Raw genomic sequence first — 15,445 nt, 5'->3', positions numbered from 1 at the left:
CGACTCACTCATAACGTAGCGCCTCCGCCGGCTGGGTGCGCGCGGCACGCCAGGCGGGATACAGGGTGGCGAGGAAACTCAGAACCAACGCCGCCGCGCAGACCATGACCACGTCCTGGCTCTGCACCTGCGACGGAAGATAATCAATGAAATACACGTCAGCATTAAGGAATTTGTGGCCGATCAGGCCTTCCAGTGCCGAGATCGCCGCGCTGACGTTCAGCGCCGCGAAAATGCCGACCACCGCACCAATCGCCGTGCCGACCACACCGATCACCGTGCCTTGCACCATGAACGTGCGCATGATCGTGCCCGGCGTCGCCCCCAAGGTGCGCAGAATGGCGATGTCGCCCTTCTTGTCGTTGACCACCATTACCAGCGTGGAAATGATGTTGAACGCCGCCACGGCGACAATCAGCAATAACAGCAGACCGATCATGGCTTTTTCCATGCGGATCGCCTGATACAGATTGCCGTGAGTGCGCGTCCAGTCGCGGGCGTAGTAATGGTCTTCGCCAAGCTGCTGGGCGATGTTCCATGCCACACGCGGTGCCTGGAACAGGTCGTCGAACTTCAGGCGGATGCCCTGCACCTGATCAGGCTTCCAGCGGTGCATCTTCGCCAGATCCTGCAGGTTGGTGATGCCCAGATAACCGTCGAGCTCACCGGCACCGACATGGAAAATGCCGACCACCATAAAGCGCTTCATGCGCGGGAACATCCCGGCCGGGGTCACGCTGACCTCGGGCGCGACGAAGGTGACTTTGTCACCGATGCCCACGCCCAGCTTGGTCGCAGCCTTGTCGCCGATGACGATGCCGAAGCTGCCCGGCGTCAGATCGTCGAGTTTGCCCTGCTTCATGAAGTTGTCGATGATCGACACATTGCGCTCGAGCGCAGGGTCGATGGCGTTGAGCAACACCTTGGACACCTGACCGTTATTGGTCAGCAGGCCCTGCATCTGCGTAAACGGCGCTACCGCCGTCACCTGCGGGTTCTGTTTGACCTGGGTCGCCAGGCTTTGCCAATCGTTGAGCGGCTCAGTGGATTCAATGGTCGCGTGGGGCACCATGCCCAGCACGCGGGTGCGCATCTCATGATCGAAGCCATTCATCACCGACAGCACGACGATCATCACGACCACGCCAAGGGCGAGCCCGATCATCGAAGTCAGGGAAATGAATGACACAAAATGATTGCGACGCTTTGCACGGGTATAACGCGTGCCGATAAATACGAAGAGAGGTCTGAACATGTCGGGGCTTGTTCGGAGGGAAAAGGAACGTCCTTGTGGCGGGGGTCGATAACCAGCTTTACACTCAGACCACCGCCGCTACCATGGGTTCGCCATGTCGACATTAGATGAAGAAGATCGCCGCGAATACTACCGTATCGAGGACACGATCGCACTGGAAATTCGGCCCCTGTCCGCTCCCGAAGCCGCAGGCCAGGAAGTGTTGCAGGATGCTTCCCCACTCTTCAACCTGCTCAGCGAACTGCACCTGAGCGAATTCGAGTCGCAGCACCTGTTGCGCCAGATCAGCGAGCGCGACCGGGCCATCGCTGCGTTCCTGAAATCCCAGAACAAGCGCATCGACCTGCTTAGCCAGGTGGTCGCCCTGACCGTGCTCGGCCATATCGGCGAGCCGCAACCGGTGATCATCTCCGAAGGCGGGATCGACTTTCAGTATCCGACGCCGATTGCCACCGGTGCACACCTGTCGGTGAAACTGGTGCTGATGCCGCAAGCGCTGGGCCTGCTGCTGCGCGCACGTGTCACCCATTGCGACCGCAAGGGCGAAGGTTATGACGTCGGCACCGAGTTCGAACACTTGACCGATGCCCAGCGCCAGTTGCTCGCCCGCTATATCTTGCAGAAGCAGGCACAGGAACGACGTCTGGCCCGCGAACAGAACGAATCAGGCATTTAATTTAAGGAAGAACCGTGACTCTCATCTACGGCCACCGCGGCGCCAAGGGCGAAGCACCGGAAAACACCCTGAGCAGTTTTCAGGAATGTCTCAAGCACGGCGTGCGCCGCTGCGAACTGGATCTGCACCTGTCCAAGGACGGTGAGTTGATGGTCATCCACGACCCGACCCTCAAGCGCACCACGGAGCGGCGCGGCAAAGTTGTCGAGCACAGCGCCGCCGAACTGGTCACTTACGACGCGCGCAAGGGTGGCCCGGGCTGGATCAAGCCGTGCCCGATTCCGACGCTGGAAGAGTTGTTCGAAAAGTGCGATTTCGAGCACTGGCAACTGGAAGTCAAAAGCGCTTCACGCACTCGCGCGGCAACCACGGTGCTGGCGATTCGTGAAATGGCCCAACGGCATGGCCTGCTCGACAAGGTGACGATCACCTCGAGTTCGCGGGAAGTGTTGAAAGCGGCGCTGGATCTGGTGCCGGATGTGTCGCGCGGACTGGTCGCCGAATACGCCTGGCTCGACCCGTTGAAGGTCGCGGCCAGTTATGGCTGTGAGATTCTTGCGCTGAACTGGACGCTGTGTACGCCGGAACGCTTGCAGAAGGCGCAGCGTCAGGGGCTGCATGTGTCGGTGTGGACCGTCAACGAGCCTGCACTGATGCGCAGACTCGCCGACTTCGGCGTTGACAGCCTGATTACAGACTTTCCCGGTTTGGCCACTGCCACCCTCGAGAATTGCTGAAATCGGTCTCCCCGGCCGGCTCAGGCCACCGGCCGGAGCCCGTCAAAAAAGCCGGTTGAGGCCATCGTACGCGGCTACCCGATAGGCTTCGGCCATGGTCGGGTAGTTGAACGTGGTGTTGACGAAGTACTTCAAGGTGTTCAGTTCGCCCGGCTGGTTCATGATCGCCTGACCGATGTGAACAATCTCCGACGCCTGATAACCGAAGCAGTGAACGCCCAGCACTTCCAGGGTTTCACGGTGGAACAGGATCTTCAGCATGCCTTGCGGCTCGCCGGCGATCTGCGCACGCGCCATGCTCTTGAAGAAAGCCTTGCCGACTTCGTACGGCACTTTGGCCTGGGTCAGCTCCTGCTCGTTCTTGCCGATCGAGCTGATCTCCGGAATGGTGTAGATGCCGGTCGGCACGTCATTCACAAAGCGCCAGCTACCGTTATCAACGATGCTGCCAGCAGCCGAACGACCCTGGTCGTGGGCGGCACTGGCCAGGCTCGGCCAGCCAATCACGTCACCGGCGCCGTAGATGTTCGGCACGCAGGTGCGGTAAGCCTCGTCGACTTCGATCTGGCCACGGCTGTTGACCTTGACGCCGATGTTTTCCAGACCGAGCTGGTCGGTGTTACCGGTACGGCCGTTGCACCAGAGCAAGGCGTCGGCCTTGATCTTCTTGCCGGATTTCAGGTGCAGGATCACGCCGTTATCGACGCCTTCAACGCGATCGTAATCTTCGTTGTGGCGCACGGTGATGTTGTTGTTGCTGAAGTGATAGCTCAACGCCTGGGAGATTTCCGAGTCGAGGAAGCTCAGCAACTGACCACGGTTATCGACCAGCTCAACCAGTACACCCAGACCACTGAAGATCGACGCGTATTCGCAACCGATCACGCCGGCGCCGTAAACGATCAGTTTACGCGGGGTGTGGCCGAGGCTGAGGATGGTGTCGCTATCGTAGATACGCGGGTGGTGGAAATCGATGTCCGCCGGGCGATAAGGACGCGAGCCGGTGGCGATGATGATGTGCTTGGCCACCAGTTTTTCGACCACACCGTTGGCGCAGACCACTTCGATGGTTTGCTCGTCGGCGAAGCTGCCGGTGCCGAAGAACACGTCGACGCGGTTACGGGCGTAGTAGCCAGTACGCGAAGCGACTTGTTTGGAAATAACCTTTTCGGCACTTTTCAACACGTCCGGGAAGGAGAACCAGCGTGGCTCGCCGATCGCCCGAAACATGGGATTGGTGTTGAACTGCATGATCTGCCGCACCGAGTGACGCAGTGCCTTGGAAGGGATGGTACCGAGGTGGGTGCAGTTGCCGCCGACCTGGCGACGGCTGTCGACCATCGCGACCTTGCGCCCTGCTTTGGCGGCGTTCATTGCCGCGCCTTCTCCCGCCGGGCCGGAACCCAGCACCACCACGTCGTAGTTGTAGACAGCCATGCGTACTCCTCAGAACAGGCCGCGGTGCCAGCAGCACCGGCGGCTAAATCACGCCGAACGGCGGCGCGAAGGAACAATTGGGGGTCAATCAAGAACCCGGACACAGTCTATAGAAGCGTCAACGCCGCGCACATTAACCCTTGGTCGCGTCGTAGGCTACTTTTGCCTGCACTACAACGCCAGCTTTCGTATTGTTCTCAGTCAGTTTTCTTGCCACTGAGGCGTTCGAAAGCCGTGTTGGTGCGGACGACAAAACCTGTATCGGCACGAATCACAAAGAATGCACCAATGTCATGTTTTTCGGCATAGTCCCAAGCCCTTTCGGGGCCGAGAATCAGCAACAGCGTCGATAGTCCATCGGCCATCAACGCTGAAGGATGAATCACCGTGACTGACGCCAGGTCGTGTAGGACCGGTGCACCAGTGCGCGCATCGAAGGTGTGGGAATAACGCCGGCCGCCCTGCAGGAAATAGTTACGGTAGTCGCCGGAGGTGGAAACGCCGTAGCCGTCGACATCAATGATGCGCTCGGCGACCTGTTGATCGTCACGGGGCTCTTCCAAGGCGATGCGCCAGGGTGAGCCATCGAGCTTTCGACCCTTTGCCTTTAACTCACCCGTGGCTTCAGCGAGGTAGTCGTGGATGCCCATGGCATCGAGCCTTACCGCGATGGTGTCGACGGCATAACCGGCGGCGATGCTGTTGAAATCGACTTCGACGGCGGCGTCCTTGCACAACTGATCGCCATTGATATGCAGATGATGGTGGCCAACCCGTTGCATTACTTCAGCCAGCGCAGCGACATCAGGGACTTTCTCTTCGCGGCCTTGTGGGCCAAAGCCCCAGAGGTTCATCAGCGGTTCAACGGTCAGGTCGTAGGAGCCTTCGCTTTGCGCTGAGAGCTGTTCGCCTGTGCGGACCAATTCGAGTATCGACCCAGGCATTTTCTGGCAGCTGTTGGCGGGCAAAGCGTTGAAGCGCTCGATGTCCGAGTCATTGCGATAGGTGGACAACTGCCGGTCGACTTCGCGGAGGATGCCCTCCACTTCACTGCGAACCTGCGTCGCGTCAGGCATGCCAGCGTGACGCACGTACTTGATCGAATACGTGCTGCCCATGGTCGGCCCGCCGAAGCGTTCCATGGACTCGCCATTACCGCAGCCAGCCAATACGCCAGCCAGAATCACAAGCCCAAACAAGCGTCCAGTGAACAATTATTCATCTCTCCGTAAAACCGCGGCGGCCATTATGAATTAAAGGATCTGCAACATCTTTATACAAAATCCAATAGTGAGTACCTGAACATGTCCTCCACCACGGGCAAAGGCAAAGCGATCTTTCGCGTTGTCAGCGGCAACTTTCTCGAAATGTTCGACTTCATGGTCTACGGCTTCTACGCCACGGCCATCGCCAAAACCTTCTTCCCCACCGACAGTGCCTTCGCTTCGCTGATGCTTTCACTGGCCACTTTTGGTGCCGGTTTCCTGATGCGTCCGCTCGGAGCTATTTTCCTCGGCGCCTACATTGACCGTCATGGTCGTCGCCAAGGTCTGATTATCACGCTGGCACTGATGGCGGCCGGTACGGTGCTGATTGCCTGCGTGCCGGGCTACGCGACTCTCGGCGTCGCTGCGCCGCTGCTCGTACTGTTTGGCCGCTTGTTGCAAGGTTTCTCAGCCGGCGTGGAACTGGGTGGTGTGTCTGTCTATTTGGCCGAGATTGCCACACCGGGCCGCAAGGGCTTCTTCGTCAGTTGGCAGTCTGCGAGTCAGCAAGCGGCGGTGGTCTTCGCCGGCTTGCTCGGCGTCGGCCTCAACCACTGGCTGAGTCCGGAACAAATGGGTGACTGGGGCTGGCGCGTGCCGTTTCTGATCGGTTGCATGATTGTGCCGGTGATCTTCGTCATTCGTCGCTCGTTGGAGGAAACCCCAGAGTTCCAGGCCAGAAAACACCGCCCTACCCTGCGGGAAATCGTCCGCTCGATCGGTCAGAACTTTGGCATCGTCATCGCCGGCATGGCGTTGGTGGTGATGACCACGGTTTCTTTCTACCTGATCACCGCGTACACCCCGACGTTCGGCAAGGCTGAGCTGCACCTGTCGGACTTCGACGCGTTACTGGTGACGGTATGTATCGGTCTGTCGAACTTCTTCTGGTTGCCGGTGATGGGTTCAGTGTCCGACAGGATCGGACGTAAACCCCTACTGCTGGCGGCGACGATTCTGGCAATTCTGACGGCCTACCCTGCCCTGTCGTGGCTGGTGGCGAACCCGAGCTTCAGCCATTTGCTGATCGTCGAGTTGTGGTTGTCGTTCCTGTACGGCTCGTACAACGGTGCGATGGTGGTGGCGCTGACCGAGATCATGCCGGTGGAAGTGCGTACGACCGGGTTCTCGCTGGCTTACAGCCTGGCAACGGCGACGTTCGGCGGGTTTACGCCGGCGGCGTGTACGTATCTGATTCATGTGCTGGATAACAAGGCTGCGCCGGGGATCTGGCTCAGTGGTGCGGCGGTGTTGGGGTTGATTGCGACGCTGGTGTTGTTTCGTGGCAATAAGCATGAGTTACGCACCGCGCAAGCGGCCATACCCGGCGGCGCTCGTTAAATAGCTATCGCGAGCAGGCTCACTCCTACATTGGATCTGTGTCGTTCACAAATCCCCATGTAGGAGTGAGCCTGCTCGCGATGAGGCCGGTACTGACAACACACTTCTAAAAGGCACACAAACAAAAACGCCCCGATCAAAGTCGGGGCGTTTTCATGTGCAGCTATCGCTTAGCGCGGGAACGCTGGCGGATTCACATCAGCCATGTCTTCCATCACGCGGATAACCTGGCAGCTGTAACCGAACTCGTTGTCGTACCAGACGTACAGAACAACGCGGTTGTCCTGAACGATGGTCGCTTCAGCATCGACTACACCGGCGTGGCGCGAGCCCACGAAGTCGGTCGAAACCACTTCCTGCGAATTGACGAAGTCGATTTGCTTGTGCAGATCGGAGTGCAGCGCCATGTAGCGCAGGTACTCGTTCATCTCTTCACGGGTGGCGGCTTTCTCAAGGTTGAGGTTGAGAATGGCCATCGACACGTTTGGCGTCGGAACACGGATCGCGTTACCGGTCAGCTTGCCGGCCAGCTCAGGCAGGGCCTTGGCAGCAGCGGTGGCAGCACCGGTCTCGGTGATGACCATGTTCAGCGCGGCGCTACGACCACGGCGATCGCCCTTGTGGAAGTTGTCGATCAGGTTCTGGTCGTTGGTGTACGAGTGAACGGTTTCGACGTGACCGTTGATGATGCCGAACTTGTCGTTTACTGCTTTCAGCACCGGCACGATGGCGTTGGTGGTGCAGGAAGCGGCGGACACGATCTTGTCTTCAGCGGTGATTTCACCGTGGTTAATACCGTGCACGATGTTCTTCAGCTTGCCTTTGCCTGGCGCAGTCAGAACAACGCGGTCGATACCCGGGCACTGCAAGTGCTGACCCAGGCCATCGGCGTCACGCCATACACCGGTGTTGTCCACCAGCAGCGCGTCTTTGATGCCGTACTGGGTGTAATCCACTTCAGTCGGGTTCTTCGCGTAGATCACCTGGATCAGGTTACCGTTGGCGGTGATGGTGTTGTTTTCTTCGTCGATGGTGATGGTGCCGTTGAACGAACCGTGTACCGAGTCGCGACGCAGCAGGCTGGCGCGTTTGGTCAGATCGTTTTCGGCGCCTTTGCGCACGACGATGGCACGCAGACGCAGGCCGTCGCCACCACCGGTTTTTTCGATCAGGATGCGCGCCAGCAGACGGCCGATACGACCGAAGCCGTACAGCACAACGTCGGTGCCTTTACGTGCGGAAGCGTTTTGCTGGCCAACCACGTCAGCCATCTCTTCACGAACGAATTGCTCGGCGCTGCGGCCATTGCCTTCGTTGCGGAATTTGAACGCCAACTTGCCCAGATCTACCGAAGCCGCGCCGAGCTTGAGCTCGCTCATGGCTTTGAGCAGCGGGAATGTTTCGTGGACGGAGAGTTCGCTGTCGTCGGAAGAACGGTGGCGCGCAAAGCGGTGAGCTTTGAGAATCGCGATGACAGACTGGTTGATCAGGCTGCGGCCATAGATCGAGCTCACCACGTTGTTATTGCGGTAGAGCTGACCGATAAGCGGAATCATCGCTTCTGCGAGTGCTTCACGGTCGATCCATTCACCAAGACACTGGTCGGGCTTCTGAGTCACGGTAACCTTCCACATGTAGGGGCAGAAAAAAGGGGCTACATTATGCCGCCGACAACCTCATTCAGCAATGCGCGCTTGTCGCGAAATCGGTAACAACATTCCGTTCAAAAAAATTACGCCCCTCTAAAGCCCAGTAAAACCGGGGCTTCCAGCGCAGTCAATTTTTCGACGACTGTTAGACGATGTCTGTAACCCTCCGTAACACCACCCGGTTTCGGCACTACATAATCGCTAAAAAACGGCTGGTTTTTATGGTTACCACTACATTTCGTCCAAACAACGAAGATAGACGTAGTCTGCAACTGACAGGCGGCACCGGACGCCGCTACAATTACCGACTTTGTCGCAAAGCCTGGAGCTCAACCTTCCGTGCCCGTTCTGCGTCTACCGCTACTCCCTGCCGAGGCAGGTAAACAGCATTGGGGCAATCTGCCCGGTGCTGCCCTCAGCCTGGCGATTGCCGAGGCTGCCAGCGCTGCCAAGCGCTTCACCCTGCTACTGACCGCCGACAGCCAGAGTGCTGAACGACTGGAACAGGAGCTGAGTTTCTTCGCCCCGGATTTGCCCGTGCTGCATTTCCCCGACTGGGAAACCCTGCCGTACGACCTGTTCTCGCCGCACCAGGACATCATTTCCCAGCGCATCGCCAGCTTATACAGGCTGCCGGAGCTGGCGCATGGCGTACTGGTGGTGCCGATTACCACGGCGTTGCACCGCTTGGCGCCGACCAAGTTCCTGCTCGGCAGCAGTCTGGTACTGGATGTCGGCCAGAAGCTCGACGTTGAACAGATGCGTGCGCGCCTCGAAGCCAGTGGCTATCGCTACGTCGACACCGTTTATGAGCACGGCGAGTTCACCGTACGCGGCGCGCTGATCGATCTGTTCCCGATGGGCAGTAAACTGCCCTACCGCATCGACCTGTTCGATGACGAAATCGAGACCCTGCGCACCTTCGACCCGGAAAACCAGCGTTCCATCGACAAGGTCGATTCGGTCAAGCTGCTGCCGGCTCGTGAGTTTCCGCTGCAGAAAGATGCGGTCACCCGTTTCAAGGCGCGCTTCCGCGAGCGTTTCGACGTCGATTTCCGTCGCTGCCCGATCTTTCAGGATCTGAGCAGCGGGATTACCCCGGCCGGTATCGAGTACTACCTGCCGCTGTTCTTCGACGAAACCTCGACGCTGTTCGATTACCTGCCGCAAGACACCCAGGTGTTCTCGCTACCGGGCATCGAGCAAGCGGCGGAGAATTTCTGGAACGACGTGCGCAATCGTTATGAAGAGCGCCGCGTAGATCCTTCGCGTCCTTTATTGCCACCCGCCGAATTGTTCCTGCCGGTGGAAGACTGCTTCGCCCGCCTGAAGAGCTGGCCACGCGTGGTCGCCAGCCAGCAAGACGTGGAAACCGGCGTCGGCCGCGAGCGCTTCCCCGCGCAGGCTCTGCCGAATCTGGCGATTGAAGCCAAAGCCACGCAACCGCTGGCAGCGCTGTCGGCATTTCTCGATGAATTCCCCGGTCGCGTGCTGTTCACCGCCGAATCCGCCGGCCGTCGCGAAGTGCTGCTGGAGTTGCTCGAACGTCTGAAGCTGCGCCCGAAAACCGTCGATAGCTGGCCGGACTTTGTCGCGAGCAAGGATCGTCTGGCGATCACCATTGCCCCGCTCGACGAAGGCCTGATGCTCGATGACCCGGCGCTGGCACTGGTCGCGGAAAGTCCGCTGTTCGGCCAACGGGTGATGCAACGTCGTCGCCGCGAGAAACGCAGCGACGTCAGCAATGATGCGGTGATCAAGAACCTCACCGAGCTGCGCGAAGGTGCGCCGGTGGTGCACATCGACCACGGCGTCGGCCGCTATCTGGGCCTGACGATTCTGGAAATCGACAATCAGGCGGCCGAATTCCTCACCCTCGAATACGCCGAGAACGCCAAGCTTTACGTGCCGGTGGCCAACCTGCATTTGATTGCGCGCTACACCGGCAGCGACGATGCCCTGGCCCCGCTGCACCGCCTCGGCTCCGAGGTTTGGCAGAAAGCCAAACGCAAAGCCGCCGAACAGGTGCGCGACGTTGCCGCTGAATTGCTCGACATCTATGCCCGCCGCGCTGCTCGCGAAGGCTACGCATTTGCCGACCCGAAAGCCGATTACGCGACGTTCAGCGCCGGTTTCCCGTTCGAAGAAACCCCGGATCAACAGTCGACCATCGAAGCCGTGCGCGAGGACATGCTCGCGCCGAAACCGATGGATCGACTGGTCTGCGGCGACGTCGGTTTCGGCAAGACCGAAGTGGCCATGCGTGCAGCGTTCATCGCCGTACACGGTGGCCGTCAAGTGGCGATTCTGGTGCCGACCACCCTCCTCGCCCAGCAGCATTACAACAGCTTCCGCGACCGCTTCGCCGATTGGCCGGTGACCGTCGAAGTGATGAGCCGCTTCAAGTCGGCCAAGGAAGTGAACGCGGCGATCGCCGATCTGGCCGAAGGCAAGATCGACATCGTCATCGGCACGCACAAGCTGCTGTCCGACGACGTCAAAATCAAAAACCTCGGGCTGGTGATCATCGACGAGGAGCACCGTTTCGGTGTCCGTCAGAAAGAACAGCTCAAGGCCCTGCGCAGTGAAGTCGACATTCTCACGCTGACCGCCACGCCGATTCCGCGCACGCTGAACATGGCGGTGTCGGGTATGCGCGACCTGTCGATCATCGCCACGCCGCCGGCGCGACGTCTGTCAGTGCGCACCTTCGTCATGGAGCAGAACAAGAGCACGGTCAAAGAGGCGTTGCTCCGCGAACTGCTACGCGGCGGCCAGGTTTACTACCTGCACAACGATGTGAAAACCATCGAGAAATGCGCTGCCGACCTCGCCGAGCTGGTACCGGAAGCACGCATCGGCATCGGTCACGGACAGATGCGCGAGCGCGAACTCGAACAGGTGATGAGCGACTTCTATCACAAGCGTTTCAACGTGCTGATCGCCTCGACCATCATCGAGACCGGTATCGACGTGCCGAGCGCCAACACCATCATCATCGAACGCGCTGACAAGTTCGGTCTGGCGCAACTGCACCAGTTGCGTGGTCGTGTCGGCCGAAGTCACCACCAGGCTTACGCTTACCTGCTGACGCCGCCGCGCCAGCAAATCACTTCGGACGCGGAAAAGCGTCTGGAGGCGATCGCCAACACTCAGGATCTCGGTGCCGGTTTCGTCCTGGCGACCAACGACCTGGAAATCCGTGGCGCTGGCGAACTGCTCGGCGATGGTCAGAGCGGACAGATTCAGGCCGTGGGCTTCACGCTGTATATGGAAATGCTCGAGCGCGCGGTCAAGTCGATCCGCAAAGGCGAGCAACCTAACCTCGATCAACCGCTGGGCGGTGGCCCGGAAGTCAACCTGCGGGTGCCGGCGCTGATTCCGGAAGACTATCTGCCGGACGTTCACGCTCGCCTGATCCTGTACAAGCGCATCGCTTCGGCTACCGACGAGGAAGGCCTGAAGGACTTGCAAGTCGAGATGATCGACCGCTTCGGTCTGCTGCCGGAACCGACGAAAAATCTGGTGCGCATCACGGCGCTGAAGTTGCAGGCCGAGCAGTTGGGCATCAAGAAGGTCGACGGCGGGCCGCAAGGTGGGCGCATCGAGTTCGAAGCGCAGACGCCGGTCGATCCGATGACGCTGATCAAACTGATCCAGAGCCAGCCAAAACGCTACAAATTCGAAGGCGCGACGATGTTCAAGTTCCAGGTACCAATGGAACGCCCGGAAGAGCGCTTTAATACTGTAGAGGCGCTGTTTGAGCGCCTCCTCCCGAAATCTGTTTGAAGGACGCCCAATGCGCCTGTTTCGTTCGCTGACTTTGCTACTGACCTTCGTAGCACCTATGGCGTTTGCCGATGACCTGTATCAGGTCGAAATGATTCTGGTGCGCCAGAACGCCGTGCCGGCGATCGTCAGCCGTGCCGCGCCGGAAGACTGGGCCGCTGGCGCTCAGCGCCTGGGCGAGGACAGCAAACGCACACCTGCGCTGAATGACGTGGTGACCAAACTCACCGCCAGCGGCGATTACAGCGTGCTGATGCACAAGGCCTGGCAGCAAACCCTCGGCGAAGCGCCGGCGAAAGTCGCGGTCAGCGACGGCCAGGAGCAGTTCGGCCAGTTCCCGATCGAAGGCACGCTGGAGATGAAGCTCGGGCGCTTCACCGACGTGACTGCCGACTTCTGGGTCAATCAGATCGACGCCAATGGCCTGGTCACTGCCAGCGAGCGCCTGAAACAGGACAGCCACACCAAGAATGGCCAGCTCAACTATCTCGACAACGGCCATCTGGCCCTGCTGATCAAGATCACTTCTCTGACCGCGCCTGCGCCACGGGAAGCACCTGAAGCGATTCCGGACTGATCGAAGTCCTTATGAACCCGCCGCTGAGTAAACCGTTGGCGCCCTCCTGGGTCAGCCGATTCAAGGAACAGAGCCTGGAGCGTGGCCGTCGCTACGCCCTGGAAAACCGGGTACGCATCGCCCAAGTCGGCGATGCAACGATCACCGCCAGTTGCGAAGGCTCTGGCGGTAACGTGTACCGTCAGACCATTCACCTGCGCGAGTCAGCCAAAGGCACCTTGCTGCTGGTCGATGCCGGCTGTACCTGCCCGGTTCGCAGCAACTGCAAACATTGCGCAGCGGTGCTGCTGAAAGTGCAGGAAACACTCGATTACCCCGCCGCAGCCAAAGACGCCGAGCTGTTGGAGAAACTTCAAGCCGTGCTGGAAAACCGTGGCCCGAAAGCGCCGCCGCAAGTGCTGGTCGATAACGTGCAGCCGTTGCCACGCCTGTGGCTGGCCAGTGTCGAGTTCAGCGCTTTCGAACCGCGCAACGGCAAGATGCAGCGCTACATTCAGCATCGCGCGGCGCTGTCATTCAGCTATCTGGATGAATATGTCAGCGGACAAAAGAACAGCGATATCCTGATTCGTCAGGAAAGTCAGACGCTACGTGTCAAACGTCACCCGGATGTCGAGCAGTCCTACCGCGAACAGTTGCGCATCCTCGGCTTTCGCATCGCCACCCGCCAGAGTAAAGCCCTGCCGGAAAGCGCCGGCGAGCTATACGAGATGGTCAACGACAGCGCCTGGTTGACCTTCACCCTCAACGACCTGCCGAAACTGCGCAGCCAAGGTTGGGAGCTGCAGATCGATGAGGAATTCGGCTTCGATCTGACCGCCGTGGATGATTGGTATGCCACCGTAGAGCAGGTGCCGGATCGCGACTGGTTTGATCTGGAACTGGGGATCATCGTCAACGGTGAGCGCCTGAGCCTGCTGCCGATTTTGCTCAACCTGATGCGCTCGCACGCGGAAATCCTCAACCCGGAACGCCTCGCGCGCCGTCGCGATGACGAGCTGATTCTGGTCAACGTCCCGCAACGCAATATTGAGCACGGGCCACTGCAGGTGGCGTTGCCTCTGGGCCGGTTGAAACCAGTGCTGATGACGCTCGGCGAGTTTTATTTGCAGGAGCCGGGCGAAACCACCCTGCGCCTGAGCAAGGCCGACGCCACTCGCCTCAACTCTCTGGAAGGCCTGCCGCTGCTGTGGGAGGGTGGCGAGCAGATCCGCACGTTCGCGCAACGCCTGCGCGATATTCGTGATTTCAGCGTTGAAGCGCCGCAAGGCCTGAATGCGACACTGCGCCCGTATCAACTTGAAGGCTTGAGCTGGATGCAGTCGCTGCGGCAACTGGAGGTCGGCGGGATTCTTGCGGATGATATGGGGTTGGGTAAAACCCTACAGACCCTGGCGCATATTCTCAGCGAGAAAAACGCCGGGCGTCTGGATCGGCCGTGCATGGTGGTGATGCCAACCAGCCTGATTCCGAACTGGCTCGATGAGGCGGCGCACTTTACGCCACAACTGAAAGTGGTCGCGCTGTACGGCGCCACGCGCAAGAAGCACTTCGACAATCTGGGCGATTTTGACCTGATCCTCACCACTTACGCACTACTGCCCAAAGACGTCGAACGTCTGGCCAGGCAGCCGCTGCATGTGTTGGTGCTGGATGAAGCGCAGTACATCAAGAATCCCAACAGCAAAGCCGCACAGGCCGCCCGAGAGCTGAACGCACGCCAGCGCCTGTGCCTGAGCGGTACGCCGTTGGAAAACCACTTGGGCGAGTTGTGGTCACTGTTCCATTTCCTGCTGCCGGGCTGGCTCGGCGACGTGAAAAGCTTCAACGCCGATTACCGCGTGCCGATTGAAAAGCGCGGTAGCGAAGTCAGACTTCAGCACTTGAACGGTAGGATAAAACCGTTTCTGCTGCGCCGGACCAAGGAACAGGTTGCCACCGAGTTACCGCCGAAAACCGAGATCATCCATTGGGTCGACCTCAACGAAGCGCAACGCGATGTGTATGAAACCATGCGCCTGGCGATGGACAAGAAAGTCCGCGACGAGATCACCCGCAAAGGCGTGGCGCGCAGCCAGATCATCATTCTTGAGGCGCTGCTCAAATTGCGCCAGGTCTGCTGTGATCTGCGTCTGGTCAACGACGCCACCCTGCCCGCTCGCGGCAGCACCTCGGGCAAGCTCGACAGCCTGATGGAAATGCTCGATGAGTTGTTCGAAGAAGGACGTCGGATTCTACTGTTCTCGCAATTCACCTCGATGCTGTCCTTGATCGAGGAAGAGCTGAAAAAACGCAACGTGTCCTACGCGCTACTGACCGGCCAGACCCGTGATCGACGTACGCCGGTGAAAGAATTCCAGAGCGGTAAGCGTCAGATTTTTCTGATCAGTCTGAAGGCTGGTGGCGTGGGCTTGAACCTGACGGAAGCGGATACGGTGATTCACTACGACCCGTGGTGGAACCCGGCGACCGAAAATCAGGCGACGGATCGGGCGTACCGGATTGGTCAGGAGAAACCGGTGTTCGTTTACAAGATGATTGCCCGGGGCACTGTGGAAGAGAAGATTCAGCACCTGCAAAAGGAAAAATCCGACTTGGCGGCAGGCGTGCTGGATGGGCGCAAGGCCGGGGACTGGAAGTTGCAGAGTGATGATATCGAAGCGCTGTTTGCGCCGTTGCCGGATAAGGCCGACAAGCGTTGATATCTGCAGTGCTGGTT

General features: G+C 59.3%; 10 protein-coding genes. 6 read left to right on the top strand and 4 right to left on the bottom strand.

Annotated elements, in window-relative coordinates:
* Nucleotides 1-4 precede the first annotated feature (4 nt).
* Nucleotides 5-1,255, bottom strand: a complete 1,251-nt coding sequence (locus ACOYXE_RS02930; protein ID WP_460927620.1) for a lipoprotein-releasing ABC transporter permease subunit — start codon at nt 1,253-1,255, stop codon at nt 5-7.
* 94 nt (nt 1,256-1,349) lie between these two features.
* Between ACOYXE_RS02930 and ACOYXE_RS02925 the strand changes: the two genes are divergently transcribed.
* Nucleotides 1,350-1,931, top strand: coding sequence for a PilZ domain-containing protein (locus ACOYXE_RS02925; protein ID WP_016986736.1), 582 nt, complete (start codon nt 1,350-1,352; stop codon nt 1,929-1,931).
* A gap of 14 nt (nt 1,932-1,945) precedes the next feature.
* Nucleotides 1,946-2,668, top strand: coding sequence for a glycerophosphodiester phosphodiesterase (locus tag ACOYXE_RS02920; RefSeq protein WP_016986737.1), 723 nt, complete (start codon nt 1,946-1,948; stop codon nt 2,666-2,668).
* Nucleotides 2,669-2,710: 42 nt separating this feature from the next.
* Here the strand turns inward: ACOYXE_RS02920 and sthA are convergent, their stop codons facing one another.
* Together sthA and ACOYXE_RS02910 are read right to left on the bottom strand one after the other, a co-directional pair.
* Nucleotides 2,711-4,105, bottom strand: coding sequence for a Si-specific NAD(P)(+) transhydrogenase (sthA, locus tag ACOYXE_RS02915; RefSeq protein ID WP_007984277.1), 1,395 nt, complete (start codon nt 4,103-4,105; stop codon nt 2,711-2,713).
* A 197-nt stretch (nt 4,106-4,302) separates the two neighbouring features.
* Entirely contained in the window at nt 4,303-5,319 is a 1,017-nt protein-coding gene (locus tag ACOYXE_RS02910; RefSeq protein ID WP_405123177.1) for an FAD:protein FMN transferase, read from the bottom strand.
* A 90-nt stretch (nt 5,320-5,409) separates the two neighbouring features.
* On the opposite strand from ACOYXE_RS02910, the gene tcuC reads away from it, so the two are divergent.
* Nucleotides 5,410-6,711: an MFS transporter gene (tcuC, locus tag ACOYXE_RS02905; RefSeq protein ID WP_102902244.1), complete on the top strand. Its 1,302-nt coding sequence runs from the start codon at nt 5,410-5,412 to the stop codon at nt 6,709-6,711.
* 170 nt (nt 6,712-6,881) lie between these two features.
* Here the strand turns inward: tcuC and ACOYXE_RS02900 are convergent, their stop codons facing one another.
* Nucleotides 6,882-8,345 carry a glyceraldehyde-3-phosphate dehydrogenase gene (locus ACOYXE_RS02900; RefSeq protein WP_160041205.1) on the bottom strand — a complete coding sequence of 488 codons (1,464 nt, stop codon included), beginning with the start codon at nt 8,343-8,345 and terminating at the stop codon, nt 6,882-6,884.
* 354 nt (nt 8,346-8,699) lie between these two features.
* On the opposite strand from ACOYXE_RS02900, the gene mfd reads away from it, so the two are divergent.
* Genes mfd through ACOYXE_RS02885 form a run of 3 tightly spaced genes read left to right on the top strand, consistent with a single transcriptional unit; the run spans nt 8,700 to nt 15,428 of the window.
* On the top strand, nt 8,700-12,149 hold the full coding sequence (gene mfd, locus ACOYXE_RS02895) for a transcription-repair coupling factor (RefSeq protein WP_460927615.1): 3,450 nt from the start codon (nt 8,700-8,702) through the stop codon (nt 12,147-12,149).
* A 10-nt stretch (nt 12,150-12,159) separates the two neighbouring features.
* Complete coding sequence (locus ACOYXE_RS02890) at nt 12,160-12,726, top strand: CsiV family protein (RefSeq protein ID WP_460927613.1); 567 nt, start codon at nt 12,160-12,162, stop codon at nt 12,724-12,726.
* 11 nt (nt 12,727-12,737) lie between these two features.
* Nucleotides 12,738-15,428 carry a DEAD/DEAH box helicase gene (locus ACOYXE_RS02885; RefSeq protein WP_405123175.1) on the top strand — a complete coding sequence of 897 codons (2,691 nt, stop codon included), beginning with the start codon at nt 12,738-12,740 and terminating at the stop codon, nt 15,426-15,428.
* Nucleotides 15,429-15,445: the final 17 nt, after the last annotated feature.

This window comes from Pseudomonas sp. MC6 (genome assembly GCF_054790575.1).
Note: the sequence above shows the minus strand (reverse complement) of the source record. Positions and strands in the feature narration are given on the sequence as shown.